Source organism: Bacillus thuringiensis (assembly GCF_001455345.1).
Lineage (GTDB): Bacteria > Bacillota > Bacilli > Bacillales > Bacillaceae_G > Bacillus_A > Bacillus_A thuringiensis_N.
Window position 1 is genome coordinate 718635 of the sequence record NZ_CP013274.1, and the last position, 17094, is coordinate 735728.

The window sequence follows — 17094 nt, forward strand, 5'->3', positions numbered from 1 at the left end:
ATGAGTGGGATGAAAGTGAATAAAGCTTTAACAATTGCAGGATCTGATAGCGGAGGCGGTGCTGGCATTCAAGCGGATTTAAAAACATTTCAAGAGCTTGGTGTGTATGGGATGACGGCTATTACGGCAATTACTGCTCAAAACACGCTTGGCGTTCAAGGGGTATATCCTGTCCCATTAGAAGGTATTACGGAACAGTTGAATTCAATTGGTACGGATTTAACACCAGATGCTGTGAAACTAGGAATGTTATTTAGTAGCGAAATTATTCAAATTGTAGCAGAACATATTAATAAATTTGGCTGGAATAATATTGTACTAGACCCTGTTATGATTGCTAAGGGCGGTGCATCATTATTACAACAAGAAGCAGTACAAGCATTAAAAGAATATTTATTACCAGTAGCAACGGTTATAACACCGAATGTTCCTGAGGCAGAAGTGTTAACTGGGACGGAGATTCATAATGTTGAAGATAGTAAAGAAGCTGCGAAAATACTGCATGAATTAGGTGCGAAATACGTGCTTATGAAGGGCGGACATGCAGAGTATCAAGGTAATGAAGTAATTGATTTACTTTTTGATGGAGAAGAGTTTATCGAATTTAGAAGTGAGCGAATTCCTTCAAAGCAAACGCATGGAAGTGGCTGTACATTTGCGTCAGCAGTTACAGCAGGACTTGCAAAAGGCTACTCGATTGAAGAGGCAGTACAAGAAGCAAAACGATTTATTAGTATAGCAATTGAAGATGCGCTGAATATTGGAAGTGGTCATGGACCGACGAATCATTTTGCATATAAAGTGAATAAAATACGTGTGTAAAGTAAGTGAAAAGTCAGTTTTGTAACTGGCTTTTTTTCTATTTACTTTTTCCAATTACAGGAGTAATATATCAGCCAGAATACATTTTTTGTAATACGCTGAGTCCAATTATATGGAGCGGAGGAACCAATTTGTGCAGTGTCACTAGGGGTGAATCTTTCAATTTTGAAAGTAGGGCTACTCTCAAAGTCCGAATCCGACAGCTAACTTCGTAAGCGTCTTGAGAGAGGGCGGTGCCATGATGGATACATCACTTCATCGATCTGATTAGTATAGGGGAATATCAATCTATATTTGAGTTCTTTTATGCTAAGGAGGATGAGGTACATGGAACTAACACTGATTTGTGTTGGAGAAGAAAGCAAGGTAAATAGTTTAAGAGATTTAGTAGCATTTCAACATGAGTTAATTATTTTTACAGCAAATGAAGAGATAGCGGCTGAAGTTAGGGATTGTGGATTTGATTGGACGTATAGTTGTAGTAAGGAGCAGGATTTTACTAGTATTTGTGAGTGTATTAAGAAGGTAATTTTACTAGGGGATGAGCTTCCAATCGTTAGTTTCTTCACAGAACACATCCGCTTTTCTTTTCAAGCACCTATTACTGTTGTTACAAGGAATAAACGATATCCAGCAAGGCTCTATGAAACAATTGGAGCTACATTTGTCGTGTTTACGAATTGTGATAATATTTCTTTTTTATTTTTTGAATAGGGCGGAGGAAAAGAAGATGAAGGTGTTGTTACTAGGAGATATAGCAAATCGTTGGGCGGTATCAGTAGATCGAGTTCAAGAATTGGTGGTGCTCGATCCTATTTTTCCAAGGCCCTATATCATATTGCCGTCAAAAGACGCTTTATATTTAAAAACAGATGTTATCGAATATGAGCAGTTACATGCAGAATTGTCACAAGTTTATATTCGCGGGAGAAATTTACGTGCTTTTTTACGAGGAGAATAAATAGTGTATGAAAAAAGAGCGAATGCGAGGTGCAACAAGCTATGCACTTCATGTCATTCGCTCTTTTTATTTCGTATTTAAAAGGTTATTTCTGTGAAAAAGAAAGAAAAGACGAGAAAACAGGTGAAAGAATATTAATAACACTTAATGTAAGCGTTTAAATAGGTGTATATTTTCTTATTTTAGGGAATTTGCCTCTTTACAAGTTAAATATAGAGGAGTATATTTACTCTCATAAATCATTCATAAAATTTCCAAAAAAACCTAAAATCGCTGAGTTCCAGAAATGGAGCGGGGGAACCAATTTTGTGCATCGTCACTTGGGGTGAATCTTTCAGTTTTGAAAGTAGGGCTACTCTTTAGGCCCGAATCCGACAGCTAACCTCGTAAGCGTTTAGAGAGGAGGTTTACTTTGTGTTGTTCATTTCGAACACTAAGTAGAGCTTAGTGTTCTTTTTTTGATAATTCGATGGTAAATTTTTACAATAGGGAGAGGGATAGCTATGTTAGATGTTGTAATGATCGGAATTTTTGTTGTGTTAGTCGCATCGATGGCAAGTCTTGCAAGTTGGTCAGATAAAGTTGTGAAAGAAGGGAAGCAATCATGACGATTGCCTTATCGGTTATTGTTGCAGTAATTACGGTGTACTTAGTGTATGCATTATTAAATCCGGAAAAGTTTTAATTAGGGGGAGTCATTCATTATGATCTGGGTCGCAGTTGTTATTACAATGCTATTGTTTATTCTTGTGGCAAAGCCAACGGGAATTTATTTAGAGAAAGCCTTTCAAGGTAGCAAAAAGCTAGATCAAGTATTCGGGCCTTTTGAAAAACTTATTTTTAAAATTACGGGTGTAAAACAATACAATCAAACGTGGAAACAGTACGCATTATCATTAGTTTTATTAAATGGCTTTATGATTGTTGTCGTATATTTCGTTTTCAGACTACAAGGAGTATTGCCATTAAATCCAGCACACATTGAAGGAATGGAGCCTACGCTCGCTTTTAATACAGCAATTAGTTTTATGGCTGATACGAACTTACAGCATTATAGCGGTGAAAATGGTTTATCTTATTTATCACAATTAATCGGAATTACATTCTTAATGTTTGCAGCACCGGCAACGACTTTAGCGCTCGTTATGGCATTTATAAGAGGGCTGGCTGGAAAAGAACTCGGTAACTTTTTCGTTGATTTTACGAGAGCGTTAACGAGAGTGTTTCTTCCTATCGCATTTATTGCGGCACTAGTTTTTGTCGCACTTGGCGTACCGCAAACGTTAGATGGAGCGGTTACAGCACAAACGATTGATGGGGCAAAACAAAGTATATTACGTGGACCTGTTGCATCATTCGTTTCCATTAAGGAACTTGGAAATAACGGCGGTGGATTTTTCGGAGCAAACTCTACGCATCCTTTCGAAAATCCAGGACAAATGAGTAATATTTTGCAAATGATGCTTATGATGTTATTACCAACAGCACTTCCATTTACGTACGGACGAATGGTAGGAAATAAAAAACAAGGTCGCATCCTTTTCGTTTCACTATTCATGGTGTTTTTACTAGGATTTATAACAATTACGACATCTGAACTAAACGGGAATCCGGCATTAAATGGAATGGGTATTGAACATGTACAAGGAAGTACAGAAGGAAAAGAAGTAAGGTTCGGAACAGTATTTTCTTCCCTATACGCAACAGTAACGACAGCTGCTGAAACCGGAGCGGTGAATACGATGCATGATACGTTAACACCAATTGGCGGTTTAGTACCACTCGTAAATATGATGTTAAACACAGTATACGGCGGCGTTGGAGCAGGCTTTGTGAACATTATTATGTATGCGATTATCGCAGTCTTTATATCTGGATTGATGGTTGGACGGACACCAGAGTTTTTAGGTAAGAAAATTGAAGGTAAGGAAATGAAATTAATTGCGGTAACGATACTATTTCATCCACTGCTTATTTTAGGATTTTCAGCATTAGCACTTTCCACAAGTTTAGGAACGGATGCTATTTCTCATTCCGGTTTCCACGGTTTGACGCAAGTGGTATATGAATATACATCGTCAGCTGCGAATAACGGATCTGGATTTGAAGGATTAGCGGATAATACACCGTTTTGGAATATTACAACTGGTTTAGTTATGTTTTTAGGTCGCTATTTCAGTTTAATTACGATGCTAGCTGTGGCAGCTTCATTGAAAGAAAAGACGGTTGTACCAGAAACAGTCGGAACGTTCCGTACGGATAATAGTTTATTTGGCGGCATTTTCATCGGAACAATTGTAATTGTCGGTGCATTAACATTCTTCCCGATGTTAGTACTCGGTCCAATTGCAGAATTTCTTACATTGAAGTAATGGAGGGTAAATGATGAGACCGGTAGTAGTAAAAGAAAAAAGAGTAAATGAGTCACAAATACATGTTGTAGAAGATGAAGTTAGACAAGCGAAAACGATGGATCGTGATATCGTGACACATGCGATGAAACAGTCCTTTGCGAAATTGAATCCAAAAGTCATGATAAAGAATCCGATTATGTTTGTTGTAGAAATTGGATTTATCATTACGTTCATTTTATCGTTTCTTCCAAGTCATTCTAGTAGTGTACCAGGATGGTTTAATATAACAGTTTCTCTCATTTTATTATTTACAGTTTTATTTGCTAACTTTGCAGAAGCATTAGCGGAAGGTCGTGGGAAAGCGCAAGCTGATTCTTTAAAACAGTCGAAGAAAGATGTGTTTGCAAATGTTGTAAAAGAAAATGGAGACATTGTTCAAGTTTCGGCAACAGATCTGAGAAAAGGTGACGTTGTTATTATAAAACAAGGAGAAATGATTCCAAGTGATGGGGAAGTAATAAAAGGATTAGCGTCTGTCGATGAATCTGCGATTACAGGGGAGTCAGCTCCTGTAATAAAAGAAGCAGGCGGTGATTTTTGTTCCGTGACAGGCGGTACGATGGTTGTAAGTGATGAGATCACGATTGTCATTACGAGTAATCCTGGTGAATCATTTATTGATAAAATGATTTCGTTAGTAGAAGGAGCTGCTCGTCAAAAAACGCCGAATGAAATTGCTTTAAATACAGTATTAACGAGTTTAACGCTTATTTTCTTAATCGTTGTTGTGACGCTGCCGATTTTTACAAATTATTTAGGATTTCAAATTGATACAGCTGTACTTGTCGCTTTGTTAGTTTGTTTAATTCCAACGACAATTGGTGGATTATTATCAGCGATTGGTATTGCCGGGATGGACCGCGTGACAAAGTTTAATGTGTTAGCAATGTCGGGGAAAGCAGTAGAAGCTGCGGGTGATATTAATACAATTATTTTAGATAAAACGGGTACGATTACTTTTGGGAACCGAATGGCTCATACATTATTACCTGTAGGAAATGAAACGATTGAGCAAGTTGGAAAGTGGGCTGCTATTAGCTCAGTCTTAGATGAAACACCAGAAGGTCGATCTGTTATCGAGTATGTGCAAGCGAAATCTATATCATATAATAGAGAGCTTGCAGAACAAGGTGAATTTGTTCCATTTAAGGCAGAAACGAGAATGAGTGGTGTTGATTTACAGGACGGAACGAAAGTGAGAAAAGGTGCTGTCGGTAGCGTGATTGAATGGGTTCAGTCACAAGGTGGAACAATTCCGAAAGATGTAAATCAAAAAGCAGATTTCATTTCAAAAGAGGGCGGAACACCACTTGTAGTTGCAGTGGATAATCGTATTTACGGTTTAATCTATTTAAAAGATACAGTAAAACCTGGTATGCGTGAACGTTTTGAACAGTTGCGTCAAATGGGGATTAAAACGGTTATGTGTACAGGGGATAACCCATTAACAGCAGCAACCATTGCAAAAGAAGCAGGAGTAGATGAGTTTGTTGCTGAGTGCAAACCAGAAGATAAAATTGCTGTTATTAAAGCAGAGCAAGATAAAGGAAAACTCGTAGCGATGACAGGTGATGGTACAAATGATGCGCCGGCATTAGCACAGGCTGACGTTGGATTAGCGATGAATAGTGGTACAACAGCTGCGAAAGAAGCAGCCAATATGATTGATTTAGATTCGAATCCAACGAAGATTATTGAGGTAGTAGGAATTGGTAAGCAATTGTTAATGACACGCGGTGCGTTAACGACGTTTAGTATTGCAAATGATATCGCAAAATATTTTGCAATCATTCCAGCGATGTTTACACTTGCGATTCCGCAAATGGAAGCATTGAACATTATGAAACTAACATCACCACTGTCAGCGATTTTATCAGCATTAATCTTTAATGCAGTTATTATTCCATTACTCATTCCATTGGCGATGAAAGGTATCGCATATAAACCGATGAGTTCGAATGCACTACTTGGCCGAAACTTACTTATTTATGGGCTTGGCGGAGTGATTGTACCGTTCATTGGAATTAAAGTAATTGATATGATTGTCGGCTTGTTTATATAAGGAAGAGGGGAAAGAGATGGCGAAGAAACAAAGTATACTATCACCAATCATCCGTATTACTTTTACATTTTTAGTGTTGTGCGGACTTGTATATCCGCTTATTGTAACTGGTATTGCACAAGCAGTAATGAAGGATAACGCGGATGGAAGTCTAATATATAATGATAAAAACGAAGTGATTGGTTCTAAATTAATCGGTCAAAACTTCACAGATCCACGTTATTTTCAGGGGCGTGTTTCTAGTATTGAATATAAAGCAGAAGCATCAGGGTCTAATAACTATGCACCGTCTAATCCAGATTTAGCAAAACGAGTAGAGAAAAGTATTGAAGAGTGGAAGAAACAAAATCCGAGTGTTCCAGTTACAGAAGTGCCAATCGATTTAGTGACAAATTCAGGTTCAGGGCTAGATCCTGATATTAGTCCGCAGGCAGCTTCTGTGCAGGTGGATCGTATCTCTAAATTAACGAATATTCCGAAAAAAATGCTAGGTCAGTTGATTAAGGATCAAACGGAAGGTGCGGCACTTGGTTTATTTGGAGAAGATCGCGTGAACGTCTTAAAGTTAAATTTAGAATTACAGAAACTAATGAAATAGTAACAGTGCTACCTCAATCTAACGGATTGAGGTAGCGTTGTTTCAAAAGAAAGGTTGTGAATGTTTTGTATGCAGATGACTATAAACCAACTTTTCAAAGGCGAACACCAGAAGAGTATTTAGAATATATTCGTCAGCAAAATCGCGGGAAGTTAAAGCTGTACGTGGGGGCTGCTCCAGGAGTAGGGAAAAGTTATAAAATGCTACTTGATGCTAGAGAGATGAAAAAGGATGGTATGGATATTGTAATTGGTTTAATTGAAACGCACGGGAGAAAAGAGACGGAAGACGCAATTGCTAATTTAGAAAAAGTTCCTTTAAAAGAAATAGAGTATAAAGGTAAAGTATTTTATGAACTTGATGTGGAAGGAATTATAAAACGTGCACCGCAAGTCGTTGTTGTGGATGAACTTGCGCATAGCAATATTCCCGGATCTAAAAATAAGAAACGTTATATGGATGTACAGGAATTGCTAGATGCCGGTATATCTGTATTATCAGCGTTTAATATTCAACATTTAGAAAGCGTTCATGACATTGTTGCTCAAATTACGAATGTAAAAGTAAGAGAACGTATTCCGGATTTTATTTTACAAAAAGCAAATGAAATTCAGCTCGTTGATGCAACGCCGGAAGTATTAAGGAAGAGATTAATAGACGGAAAGATATATAAGGAAGAAAAAATTCAACAAAGCTTACAAAATTTCTTTACGCTCAATAATTTAGGGGCACTAAGAGAATTATCACTTCGTGAAGTTGCCGATGATATGGACGAGAAAATTAGCCAAACAGTAATAGAACCGATTGGCGTAAAAGAAAAAATTCTCGTTTGTGTACAGTACAGTTCAACGGCAGAGAAATTAATAAGACGGGGATGGCGCATGGCTGATCGATTAAACGCTGAATTGTATGTATTAAATGTTGAAAGGGAAAATATAGATTCTCTTTCAGCGGGGAAAAAGCAAACGATTGAAGAGTGGAAGTCGCTCACGAATCAATTTGATGCAAGTTTTGTATTAGAAGAAGCAAATGGAAGAAAGCCAGCGGATGTTATTATTGAAGTCGCGAAAAAACTACAAGTAACGCAAATTTTACTTGGACAATCAGCAAGAACAAGGTGGGAAGAAATAAGAAAAGGCTCGATTGTAAATGAGATTATGAGACAAACGAAGCATATTGATATTCATATTGTTGCGGATCAACGAGCTTAAAATAGAGACCATCTGTAGGTCTCTATTTTACTTTTTGTGTGACGGGGAAGCGTAGCATTTTCGTCGCATATAAGATTATGATTAGAAACATAATTGCACCTAGGAAGAAAATCCAAAAGTAATTTTGATTAAATAAAAGAAATCCACCTACAAGTGGCCCTGTGCCCATACCGAGATAGCGGATGAAGTTGTACATACCGATAGCAGTTGCGCGTTCTTGTACGAATTCTTCCGTTAATAAAGTAGTGTGAGTTGGCATAGACAGTCCCATACTAAAACCGTACAAAGATGTAACGATAATGATGAATGGGATATTGATGCTATATGTGAAAGAGAATAAAGTGACACATATAATATTGAAGAAACTAGTAATGAATAAAGTTTGCTTTGTTGTGAGGCGTTTTTGCAAAAACTTGTAGCAAAAACTTCCTAGCATGATAGAAAGAGACATTGGTACAAACATAAGACCAATTTCATTTACAGTTAAATGAAATGAATTTATTAAAATACTCGGTAAAAAAACGAGAAAGCAAAAGTAAATACAAAATTGAATGAAGCCAATAAGAGTAATAGAAAATCCAGTTTTATTTTTTAAGATAAACCAGTAATTCTTTTTTGCTTGCGGTTGCTTCATTACAGTAGGTTTTGTTTCTGGAAGTAGTGAAATGTTTATCATTAATAAGAGAATGCCAAGTATAGATAAAAATAGAAATACGGATAAGTGGCCATGTATACTGCCGAGATAACCACCAATGAGAGGACCAATCGCAGGTGCGAGGGCAAGTAACATTTGGTATAGGCTCATCGCTTCTCCGCGTTCTTTTCCTTCAAATAAATCGCCTATAATCGTTGCTGCAACTACAGGGATAGCCGCTATTCCTATAGCTTGAACAGCTCTAAAAAAGAGAAATAAATAAATGTTTGCCGAAAAAGCACATCCGATTGAACCAATTGTACTAATGACTAAACTAGGGATAAGGACAGATTTTCTCCCTTTTGTATCAATTAAAGGTCCATATGCGAGCTGCATAATTGCAAGAATGAATGTGAAAAGTGAAACTGTTACATTTACAAGATAAAGAGAAGTATGAAAAGAACCTTGAATCATGGGCAAGATAGGTGTGTAAATATTTTGAGCGAAGGAACCAAGTAAGGCACTCATACAGACAACATATAAAATGAAATGTAGTTTGGATTTTTTCATTATGTTAACCTCCTTCTTTTTGGTTTCCTTGGAAACTAAATTTATTTTAACATGTTTTTCTCACTTGTAAATATGAAAAAATGATTTTAAAATGGTATATAGTTAAATTGTTTCTTCGGAAACTTAGGGGGCGAACGGATTGGATTATGCAACGAAACAAATGGAAATACTTTCGGACATTCGTACACTTTTGCATAAAAGAGAAGAACATTTGAAAGGACAAAATGAGAAGTTTCTTCGTGAGACAGGTGTAAGTGGTATGTCTTTATCTGAGTTACATGTAATCGAGTGTATCGGGAAAAATGGTCTGATGAATGTAACGGCAATTACGATAGAAATGGGAATGACGAAGGGCGCAATCTCTAAAGTTTGTACAAAGTTGTTCCAAAAGAAATTCGTTGAGAAGATGCAAATGTTAGACAATCAAAAAGAAATTTTCTTTCGCTTAACGGAAAGCGGAAATGAAATATATAAAGCTCATGATAAATTGCATAAACAAGCTGAAGAAAAGTGGCTGTTACTCTTAGATAGATATACGAAAGAAGAACAAGATTTTATTCAAAGGTTTATAAAGGATGTCTCCGATCATTTGGAAATATAATTGGAAGAAAAAATTCCGTTTTCTCAAGTCTTTTAAATATAATTTCTGAAAGAACTCATATATAATAGAAAAAGATACTTAACATGGTGAATAATTAAAGAGTCAATATATATAGAGGAGAGAGTAACATGCTTGAAAATACAGGGTTAGTATTAGAAGGCGGCGGTATGCGTGGTGTATATACGGGCGGGATATTAGAATACTTTATGGAACAAGATTTATATTTTCCATATGTAATCGGTGTATCAGCTGGTGCTTGTCATGCAGCGTCGTATCTTTCCAGACAAAGAAATAGAAATAAAACAGTAAATATTGATTATGCATCACATCCGAAATATTTATCGTATAAAAACTTATGGAGAAAACGCCAGTTATTTGATATGGATTTCATTTTTCATGAAATTCCAGAAAAGCATGTGCCGTTTGATTTTGAAACATACTTTAATAGCCCCGAGCGTTTTCTTGTAGGAACGACGGATTGTGAAACAGGACAGTCTGTTTATTTTGAAAAAGAGGGAACGAATGACGATGCACTAAATTTATTACAAGCTTCTAGTTCATTACCTTTCATTGCACCGGTAGTAAATTACCGTGGTAAGCAATTATTAGATGGCGGGATTTCAGATCCGATTCCAGTTCGTAAAGCACAGGAAGATGGATTTAAAAAATCAGTCGTAATTTTAACAAGAAATCACGGTTACGCAAAGAAAAAATCAAGATTTGGGTGGGTTGCTGCGAAAGCTTATAAAAAATATCCGAATCTTGTTAACACGATGCTAAATCGTTATGAAGTGTATAATGAAACACTTCACTACATTGAAAAAGAAGAGCAAGCGGGTAATTTATTTGTTATTCGTCCAGAAGTACCGCTTCAAGTAGATCGTATGGAAAAAGATACAGCAAAACTACAAAATCTATATGAGCAAGGCTATGAAGATGCAAAGAGACAGTTTGCAGATTTGCAGGCGTTTTTGCAAAAATAATAATTAGGCTGTGGAGAAGAATTTCTCTGCAGCCTTTTTTGTATTGCTTGCTTATCCGTTACTTTTAAAAAATGTATGAATGTTTAAGTGTTTAAAGAGTTTGTAAAACATTGGGGTGTCTTATTGAGGAGAATTTACTTGAGAGGTATTATGACGATGTAGCGCTACAAAACTATTTAATTTACGAGGTGATTGTTAATGAAGGGAAAGGTTTTTTCGATTGCGACTTTAATGTTATTAGTAACATCAATCTCAACAAGTGCATTTTATCCAACTTTAAGTGGCCACAAAAGCGGTAACCTACTATCTTACAGAGCTCAAACGACTACGAATCAAAAAGCATCTCGCTGTTCAGTAGCGATTTCTTTTATTAATTCAAAAGGAAGTTATTCATATATTGAAAGTGCTTCGGATAAATTAGGATCACATGAATCTGGAAGGGCATTAAATGCCACGGTTAGTAATGGCGCATATAACGCCTTTGGTGCAAAGGGGCTATATTCTGAGCATTATGCTAATGAGAATAATGACTATCAAGAAGATACACACAAAGGTACTTTTGATAGTAACGGTAACTTACGATTACAGTGGTAAAAGATATTAAATAGTTGTCTTTATAAATATTTGGATAAGGAGAAGGGGATGTGTATCATCTCCTTCTTATTTAAAAGGAGCGCAGACATGTACCTAGCTTTTAAAAATATAAAAAGCAATAAACTGTTTTTCGTAATTCTTCTTATGTCATTTTTTATTTCTTTTTTTTCTATATCAGTAGCCGCGCTTTTAACAGAATCTAAACGAAATTTCATATCTGCTTTTCAAATCGGCTTTCCAGAAAAGAATCAAACGTTAACTGTTCCGATAGCGAATACAACTGAATTGGAAGCGATAATTCCTGTCATACAAGATATTTTTGTGAAAAGTGATATTTACGTAGAGCATTTAAAAGCATTAAATAGTTCAGGTGCAATAAAAATCGTAGCTGTGAACTTAAAAGATGATTATTATTGGACGCCATATATTTCCGAAGGGAAATATTTTCATCGTGAAAATGTAAATGATATGGTTGTTGGTGATCAAACGAATGTAAAGGAGTTATATGAATTTGATGATACATATCAAAAAATAGGGACTATATCGAGAAAAGACAGTGACGTCGGTGTATCAGACATATACATTCCACTTCAAAACTTACCTACTCTATCTAAAAAAAGTATTATTGCGAGTAAACAATTACAATTAACAGTTGTTAACCCTACATCATCTATTTATAACGAGATAAAAACATTTATGAATAAGAGCAAAGAAGTGCTCTCGGGAGATATTCAAATACTGAATGAACGAGATCTTCAGGAACTACAGGTAGCACATATAGATCCAGCAAATAAGTATTATTATAAATTCATTCTTGTTGCAGTAGTTTCTGGGCTTTCCGCGGTGTTGTTTTGGATTTATAAAAAAGAAAGAGAGATTTCATTAAAAAAAGCAGTAGGTGCTTCTAATAGATCTATTTACTGTGAACTATATGTTCAAATTTTGTTTATTTCTCTAGTGGCGATGTTGCTGGTTTTTCTGGCGTTAGAAATGTTTTCTGGAACAATTCATACGTATTTTCAGACATACTTATTAAAACCGTTAACACCATATGTATTGGTATATAATATTGTTTTTATAATTTTTCTTACAATGTTTGTTACTGTAATTCCAATCAAGCACATTATAAATATATATCCTGGAAAACATTTAAGAACGTAGGTGGTCGTCATGTTTTTTGTATTTGATTCTATACGGTCTGTGAAAAAACGGTTGTTACCAAGTTTGATTATAGTAATTTCTTTAATTATTGCATTTTCTTCAGCTATAGAATTTATTAGTAATCTGTCGGGGTATCGAAAAATGATGACAGTAGCAAATAATTTATCGACTCATAAAAATTTCTATGAACTTTATGCGACGCAAGATATAACATTGTTTAGCGAAGAAAAAGCGAAAAATGATTATCAACAATTCATGCAAGGGTTATCTAATAAGATACCAATAACAAATACAACAAATTATTTGTTCCGTAACTATTCACTTAACTTAAAAAAAGAAAATGGAACGATAAAGACTCTTATTATTGATAAAGATATTAATAAATACTTTCATATACGAATTTCACAAGGAAGATATTTTGAGGAATCGGAATTTCATAAATCAGTATTTGATATTAGACCTGTTATATTAGGGGCTAATTATATAGAAAAGGTATCTATTGGTGATGTTATACGATCTGGAAAAATGAAGCTAAAAGTAATTGGCTTTTTAGAAAAAAATTCACCATTTACATATCCTCGAAGCGGTGAAATATCGGATAATCGTATTACATTATTAGATGACATGGCAATTTTACCAATTGGAACAGAAGAAATAGAGTTCTATAGTGTAGAACTTTTATACAATGGGTTAATTATAGAAACAAATGAGAAGATAAATATAAATGAATTTCAAAAGAAAGTATTAAAGGTAACAGAAGGTAAGGGGTATTCGTATTATGTTACAAATCCGAATAAATTGTTAGAAAACGAAAAGCAAGGTATTGATAATATGTCATACCCATTATTATTAAGCGGTACAGTCTTATTTTTTTCATTTCTATCTATTGTATTAACATCAATGGCAGCACTTTATATGGAGCGTAAAAATATTTCTATTAAATCAGCGTTAGGTGCAAGTACTTTTCAAATATGTCTTCCATTTATTATTGAGTATATGTTGTTATTCATTTTATCGATATGTATAGGAATTACGTATTTTCAATGGGAGAATAGCGGAGCGATTGAAATTCAAAAAGAGCTAGAAAATAGTACCGTATCTTTTTTTGGAACGTTACAAGTCTCTAAAGAATCATTGATTGTTATAAGTATGTTATCAATTGTAATGATCTTCATTATATATACAATCATTTATTTCAATGTATTAAAAATAAAAAATACATATATGAAAGAGGTGTTATAGATGATTCAGCTCGCAAATGTGGCTAAGGGCTTTGGAAAGAATAATTTTAGTGCGTTAAAGGATATTAATCTTACAATAGAAAAAGGCGAAATGATAGCTATTATGGGGCCCTCTGGTTCGGGGAAATCTACTCTCCTTAACATTATTGGTTTAATCGATAGCCCCTCTGCTGGAAAGTATTTTTTAGATGGAATGGATACGAGTACATTAAAGTCAAACTATCATAAGTATAGAAACACGGAAGTTGGATTTGTGTTTCAGAACTTTTCGCTATTAGGTGATTATACAGTTGTTGAAAATGTAATGCTTCCGCTTGTATATAGAAGAATTTCTCATAAGAAACGTATGCAAATATCAAAAGAAATGCTGAAAATGGTAGGGCTAGAGAGGCATATTAACAAATATCCTTACGAGTTATCAGGAGGAGAACAGCAAAGAACAGCAATAGCAAGGGCCTTAGCACAAGATACAAAAATTATACTTGCTGATGAACCGACTGGTGCTCTTGATCAAGAAAACGGGAAGAAAATTATGAGTATTTTAAAAGAAATTAATAAACAAGGAAAAACGGTACTAGTTGTAACACATGATCAAAAGATAGCTGCATATTGCCAGAGGACGATACGACTACTTGATGGCGATATTCAATAAAATTTATGGTATAATATGGATAAAAAGTATGTGGAGAGCTGATGATAGCGGTCTCTTTAGGGATTGCAGCGATAGTGAACGGCCTGTTACTTCTTGCTTTGCAAGTAGTTCGTGTGATTGTTGCAAAGGGAAAATAGAGCATCGAATTTCGATGCTCTATTTTTTTATGTATAAAAAAATCCCTCTTTATGAGGGATTTTAATGTGGTAAGAATATCAATTGATAAGCAAACAAAATTCCAAATACATATACAAGTGGGTGAACAGCACGGAACTTACCTTTTGCCACTTTCATAAGTGGATATGAAATAAATCCAAGAGCGATACCTGTTGCGATACTTGATGTAAGTGGCATGCTTAAGATGACTAAGAATGCTGGGAATGCTTCATCAAATGCGTCCCAATCGATGTGACGAACTGAACCCATCATAAGACTACCAACGATAATTAATGATGGTGCAGTAATAGCTGATACACCAGAAACGGCACTTACTAACGGCCCGAAGAATGCTGCTAGTGCGAATAGAACAGCTACTGTAACTGTTGTTAAACCAGTACGACCACCAGCTGCAACACCAGCAGAAGATTCAATGTAAGCTGTTGATGGTGTTGTTCCGAACATAGAACCGATTGTTGCTGAGAATGAGTCAGATAGAAGAGCTCGTCCAGCTTTTGGAAGCTTTCCGTCTTTCATAAATCCACCTTGTTGAGCAACGCCAAGTAATGTACCTGTTGTATCGAATAATGTAACAAGGAAGAATGAGAATACAACGCCGTATAATCCGTAGTTAATTACATCAGATACAGCAGTAATTGGATTTGAAACGATAATGCCTTCTGGTAATCCAGGCATTGATGTAACACCGTTTGAGAATGATAACTGTCCTGTGAAGAAAGCGATAATACCAGTTAATAGCATTCCGATAAATAGTGCACCATTTACATTTAAAGACATAAGAACAATTGTAATTCCAAGTCCAGCTAATGCTAGTAGTACTGGAGCAGAGTGAAGATCACCAAGTCCAACTAAGTTTGCTTCATTTTTTGTAACGATACCTGTTAAACGTAAACCGATAAAGGCGATGAAAAGCCCAATACCAGCAGTAATTGCATGTTTTAAGTTTTCAGGAATTGCTTCCATTAATTTTGTACGGAAAGATGTGAATGATAACAAAATTAAAATCATACCTGCTACGAATACAGCAGAGAATGCAATTGCGAAAGTCATGCCTTCATGAGCTTTTACAACAGAGTAAGAGAAGTAAGCATTTAATCCCATACCTGGTGCAATTGCGATTGGTAAGTTTGTAAAGATTGCCATAAATAATGTCCCGACAACAGCAGCGATAATGGTTGCTGTAAATGCTTGTTCAAATGGAACACCTGCATCCCCAAGGATAACAGGGTTTACCACAATGATATATGCCATTGTTAAGAAGGTAATAATACCTGCCATAATTTCAGTTTTAATAGAAGTTTTATGTTTTGAAAGGTTAAACATATAAACATCCTTTCTGTTTACGAATAATTTTCACAACAGTTATATATAATATTCGCTTTTTAACTATTTTGCAATAGTTTTGCATAAAAAGTTTACAACAATTCATATTTTGTGTCTTAAATTCGAATATTAATCGTAACATGATGTGTGAATTTCACTTTTTATTATGCACATGATAAGGAAAAGGAGTTGAAAGAAGCTATGCCGCAGCAAAAAAACTTTGTAACAATGCCAGCGCAACATCAAAATAAACAGCCTGGCATTGAATCGTTAATGAATCCTCTACCGCAGTTTGAAGATCCCAATTATAAAGGAAGCGAAAAGTTAAAAGGAAAGAACGTATTAATTACAGGTGGAGATAGCGGAATTGGACGAGCTGTTTCCATTGCTTTTGCAAAAGAGGGAGCAAATATTGCGATTGCTTATTTAGATGAGGAAGAAGATGCTAATGAGACGAAGCAATATGTTGAGAAAGAAGGTGTAAAGTGTGTATTGTTGCCAGGTGATTTAAGTGATGAACAGCATTGTAAAGATGTTGTTCAACAGACAGTCCAGCAGCTAGGTAGTTTACAGGTTTTAGTAAATAATGTAGCGCAGCAATATCCGCAGCAAGGACTAGAGTATATTACAGCAGAACAGCTAGAAAAGACTTTTCGTATTAATATTTTTTCTTATTTTCACGTTGCGAAAGCAGCGCTTTCTCATTTAAAGCAAGGAGATGTCATTATAAACACGGCATCTATCGTTGCGTATGAAGGAAATGAAACTTTAATTGATTATTCCGCAACGAAAGGAGCAATCGTAGCTTTTACAAGATCACTTTCTCAATCGTTAGTGCAAAAAGGGATTCGTGTAAATGGTGTTGCACCAGGACCAATTTGGACACCGCTTATTCCATCAAGCTTTGATGAGAAAAAAGTATCACAGTTCGGAAGTAATGTTCCAATGCAAAGACCTGGTCAACCATATGAATTAGCGCCAGCATATGTATATTTAGCTTCGGGTGATTCATCCTATGTTACCGGGCAAATGATACATGTAAATGGGGGCGTTATTGTAAATGGATAGTTTTCATTTATAAGAGCAAAGT

18 protein-coding genes and 2 riboswitches are annotated in these 17094 nt (G+C 35.6%); of the genes, 16 read left to right on the forward strand and 2 right to left on the reverse strand.

Features of this window, described 5'->3' with window-relative positions; all coding sequences use genetic code 11:
* From thiD to kdpDN, 9 genes are all read left to right on the forward strand, one after another.
* Positions 1 to 822, forward strand: a complete 822-nt coding sequence (gene thiD / locus ATN06_RS03910) for a bifunctional hydroxymethylpyrimidine kinase/phosphomethylpyrimidine kinase (protein ID WP_110093207.1) — start codon at positions 1 to 3, stop codon at positions 820 to 822.
* Positions 823 to 908: 86 nt separating this feature from the next.
* Positions 909 to 1056, forward strand: a riboswitch (cyclic di-AMP (ydaO/yuaA leader).
* Between the two features lie 93 nt (positions 1057 to 1149).
* Complete coding sequence (locus ATN06_RS03915) at positions 1150 to 1536, forward strand: hypothetical protein (protein ID WP_060629605.1); 387 nt, start codon at positions 1150 to 1152, stop codon at positions 1534 to 1536.
* A gap of 16 nt (positions 1537 to 1552) precedes the next feature.
* Positions 1553 to 1783, forward strand: coding sequence for a hypothetical protein (locus tag ATN06_RS03920; protein ID WP_048526269.1), 231 nt, complete (start codon positions 1553 to 1555; stop codon positions 1781 to 1783).
* A gap of 261 nt (positions 1784 to 2044) precedes the next feature.
* Positions 2045 to 2190: riboswitch (cyclic di-AMP (ydaO/yuaA leader) on the forward strand.
* Between the two features lie 96 nt (positions 2191 to 2286).
* A complete protein-coding gene (locus ATN06_RS03930) occupies positions 2287 to 2391 on the forward strand; it encodes a SipW-dependent-type signal peptide-containing protein (protein WP_000887889.1) in 105 nt (34 codons plus the stop codon).
* Entirely contained in the window at positions 2388 to 2468 is an 81-nt protein-coding gene (kdpF, locus tag ATN06_RS03935; RefSeq protein WP_060629607.1) for a K(+)-transporting ATPase subunit F, read from the forward strand. Before ATN06_RS03930 ends, kdpF begins: the two co-directional genes overlap by 4 nt.
* A 19-nt stretch (positions 2469 to 2487) precedes the next feature.
* Positions 2488 to 4155, forward strand: a complete 1668-nt coding sequence (kdpA, locus tag ATN06_RS03940) for a potassium-transporting ATPase subunit KdpA (RefSeq protein WP_060629608.1) — start codon at positions 2488 to 2490, stop codon at positions 4153 to 4155.
* 13 nt (positions 4156 to 4168) lie between these two features.
* A complete protein-coding gene (gene kdpB / locus ATN06_RS03945) occupies positions 4169 to 6259 on the forward strand; it encodes a potassium-transporting ATPase subunit KdpB (protein WP_060629609.1) in 2091 nt (696 codons plus the stop codon).
* A gap of 16 nt (positions 6260 to 6275) precedes the next feature.
* Complete coding sequence (gene kdpC, locus ATN06_RS03950; protein WP_060629610.1) at positions 6276 to 6857, forward strand: K(+)-transporting ATPase subunit C; 582 nt, start codon at positions 6276 to 6278, stop codon at positions 6855 to 6857.
* A 56-nt stretch (positions 6858 to 6913) separates the two neighbouring features.
* Positions 6914 to 8068: a KdpD-like non-kinase potassium sensor gene (gene kdpDN / locus ATN06_RS03955; protein ID WP_088116219.1), complete on the forward strand. Its 1155-nt coding sequence runs from the start codon at positions 6914 to 6916 to the stop codon at positions 8066 to 8068.
* 22 nt (positions 8069 to 8090) lie between these two features.
* Here kdpDN and ATN06_RS03960 read toward each other — a convergent pair whose 3' ends face one another.
* Positions 8091 to 9272, reverse strand: coding sequence for an MFS transporter (locus ATN06_RS03960; RefSeq protein ID WP_060629612.1), 1182 nt, complete (start codon positions 9270 to 9272; stop codon positions 8091 to 8093).
* Between the two features lie 139 nt (positions 9273 to 9411).
* Here ATN06_RS03960 and ATN06_RS03965 point away from each other — a divergent pair, with 139 nt between their 5' ends.
* The 6 genes from ATN06_RS03965 (at position 9412) to ATN06_RS03990 (ending at position 14504) form a co-directional block, all read left to right on the forward strand.
* Positions 9412 to 9873 carry a MarR family transcriptional regulator gene (locus ATN06_RS03965; RefSeq protein WP_000384218.1) on the forward strand — a complete coding sequence of 154 codons (462 nt, stop codon included), beginning with the start codon at positions 9412 to 9414 and terminating at the stop codon, positions 9871 to 9873.
* 128 nt (positions 9874 to 10001) lie between these two features.
* A complete protein-coding gene (locus ATN06_RS03970; RefSeq protein ID WP_000892681.1) occupies positions 10002 to 10856 on the forward strand; it encodes a patatin-like phospholipase family protein in 855 nt (284 codons plus the stop codon).
* 198 nt (positions 10857 to 11054) lie between these two features.
* Positions 11055 to 11450 carry a hypothetical protein gene (locus ATN06_RS03975; RefSeq protein ID WP_060629613.1) on the forward strand — a complete coding sequence of 132 codons (396 nt, stop codon included), beginning with the start codon at positions 11055 to 11057 and terminating at the stop codon, positions 11448 to 11450.
* Positions 11451 to 11537: 87 nt separating this feature from the next.
* Positions 11538 to 12611 (forward strand): ABC transporter permease, encoded by a 1074-nt coding sequence (locus tag ATN06_RS03980; RefSeq protein ID WP_060629614.1) that lies wholly within the window; start codon positions 11538 to 11540, stop codon positions 12609 to 12611.
* A gap of 9 nt (positions 12612 to 12620) precedes the next feature.
* Complete coding sequence (locus ATN06_RS03985; RefSeq protein ID WP_060629615.1) at positions 12621 to 13853, forward strand: ABC transporter permease; 1233 nt, start codon at positions 12621 to 12623, stop codon at positions 13851 to 13853.
* Positions 13854 to 14504 carry an ABC transporter ATP-binding protein gene (locus ATN06_RS03990; RefSeq protein WP_060629616.1) on the forward strand — a complete coding sequence of 217 codons (651 nt, stop codon included), beginning with the start codon at positions 13854 to 13856 and terminating at the stop codon, positions 14502 to 14504.
* Positions 14505 to 14702: 198 nt separating this feature from the next.
* Here ATN06_RS03990 and ATN06_RS03995 read toward each other — a convergent pair whose 3' ends face one another.
* Positions 14703 to 16004, reverse strand: coding sequence for an NCS2 family permease (locus tag ATN06_RS03995; protein ID WP_000482726.1), 1302 nt, complete (start codon positions 16002 to 16004; stop codon positions 14703 to 14705).
* Positions 16005 to 16205: 201 nt separating this feature from the next.
* Between ATN06_RS03995 and ATN06_RS04000 the strand changes: the two genes are divergently transcribed.
* Complete coding sequence (locus ATN06_RS04000; RefSeq protein ID WP_060629617.1) at positions 16206 to 17072, forward strand: SDR family oxidoreductase; 867 nt, start codon at positions 16206 to 16208, stop codon at positions 17070 to 17072.
* Positions 17073 to 17094: the final 22 nt, after the last annotated feature.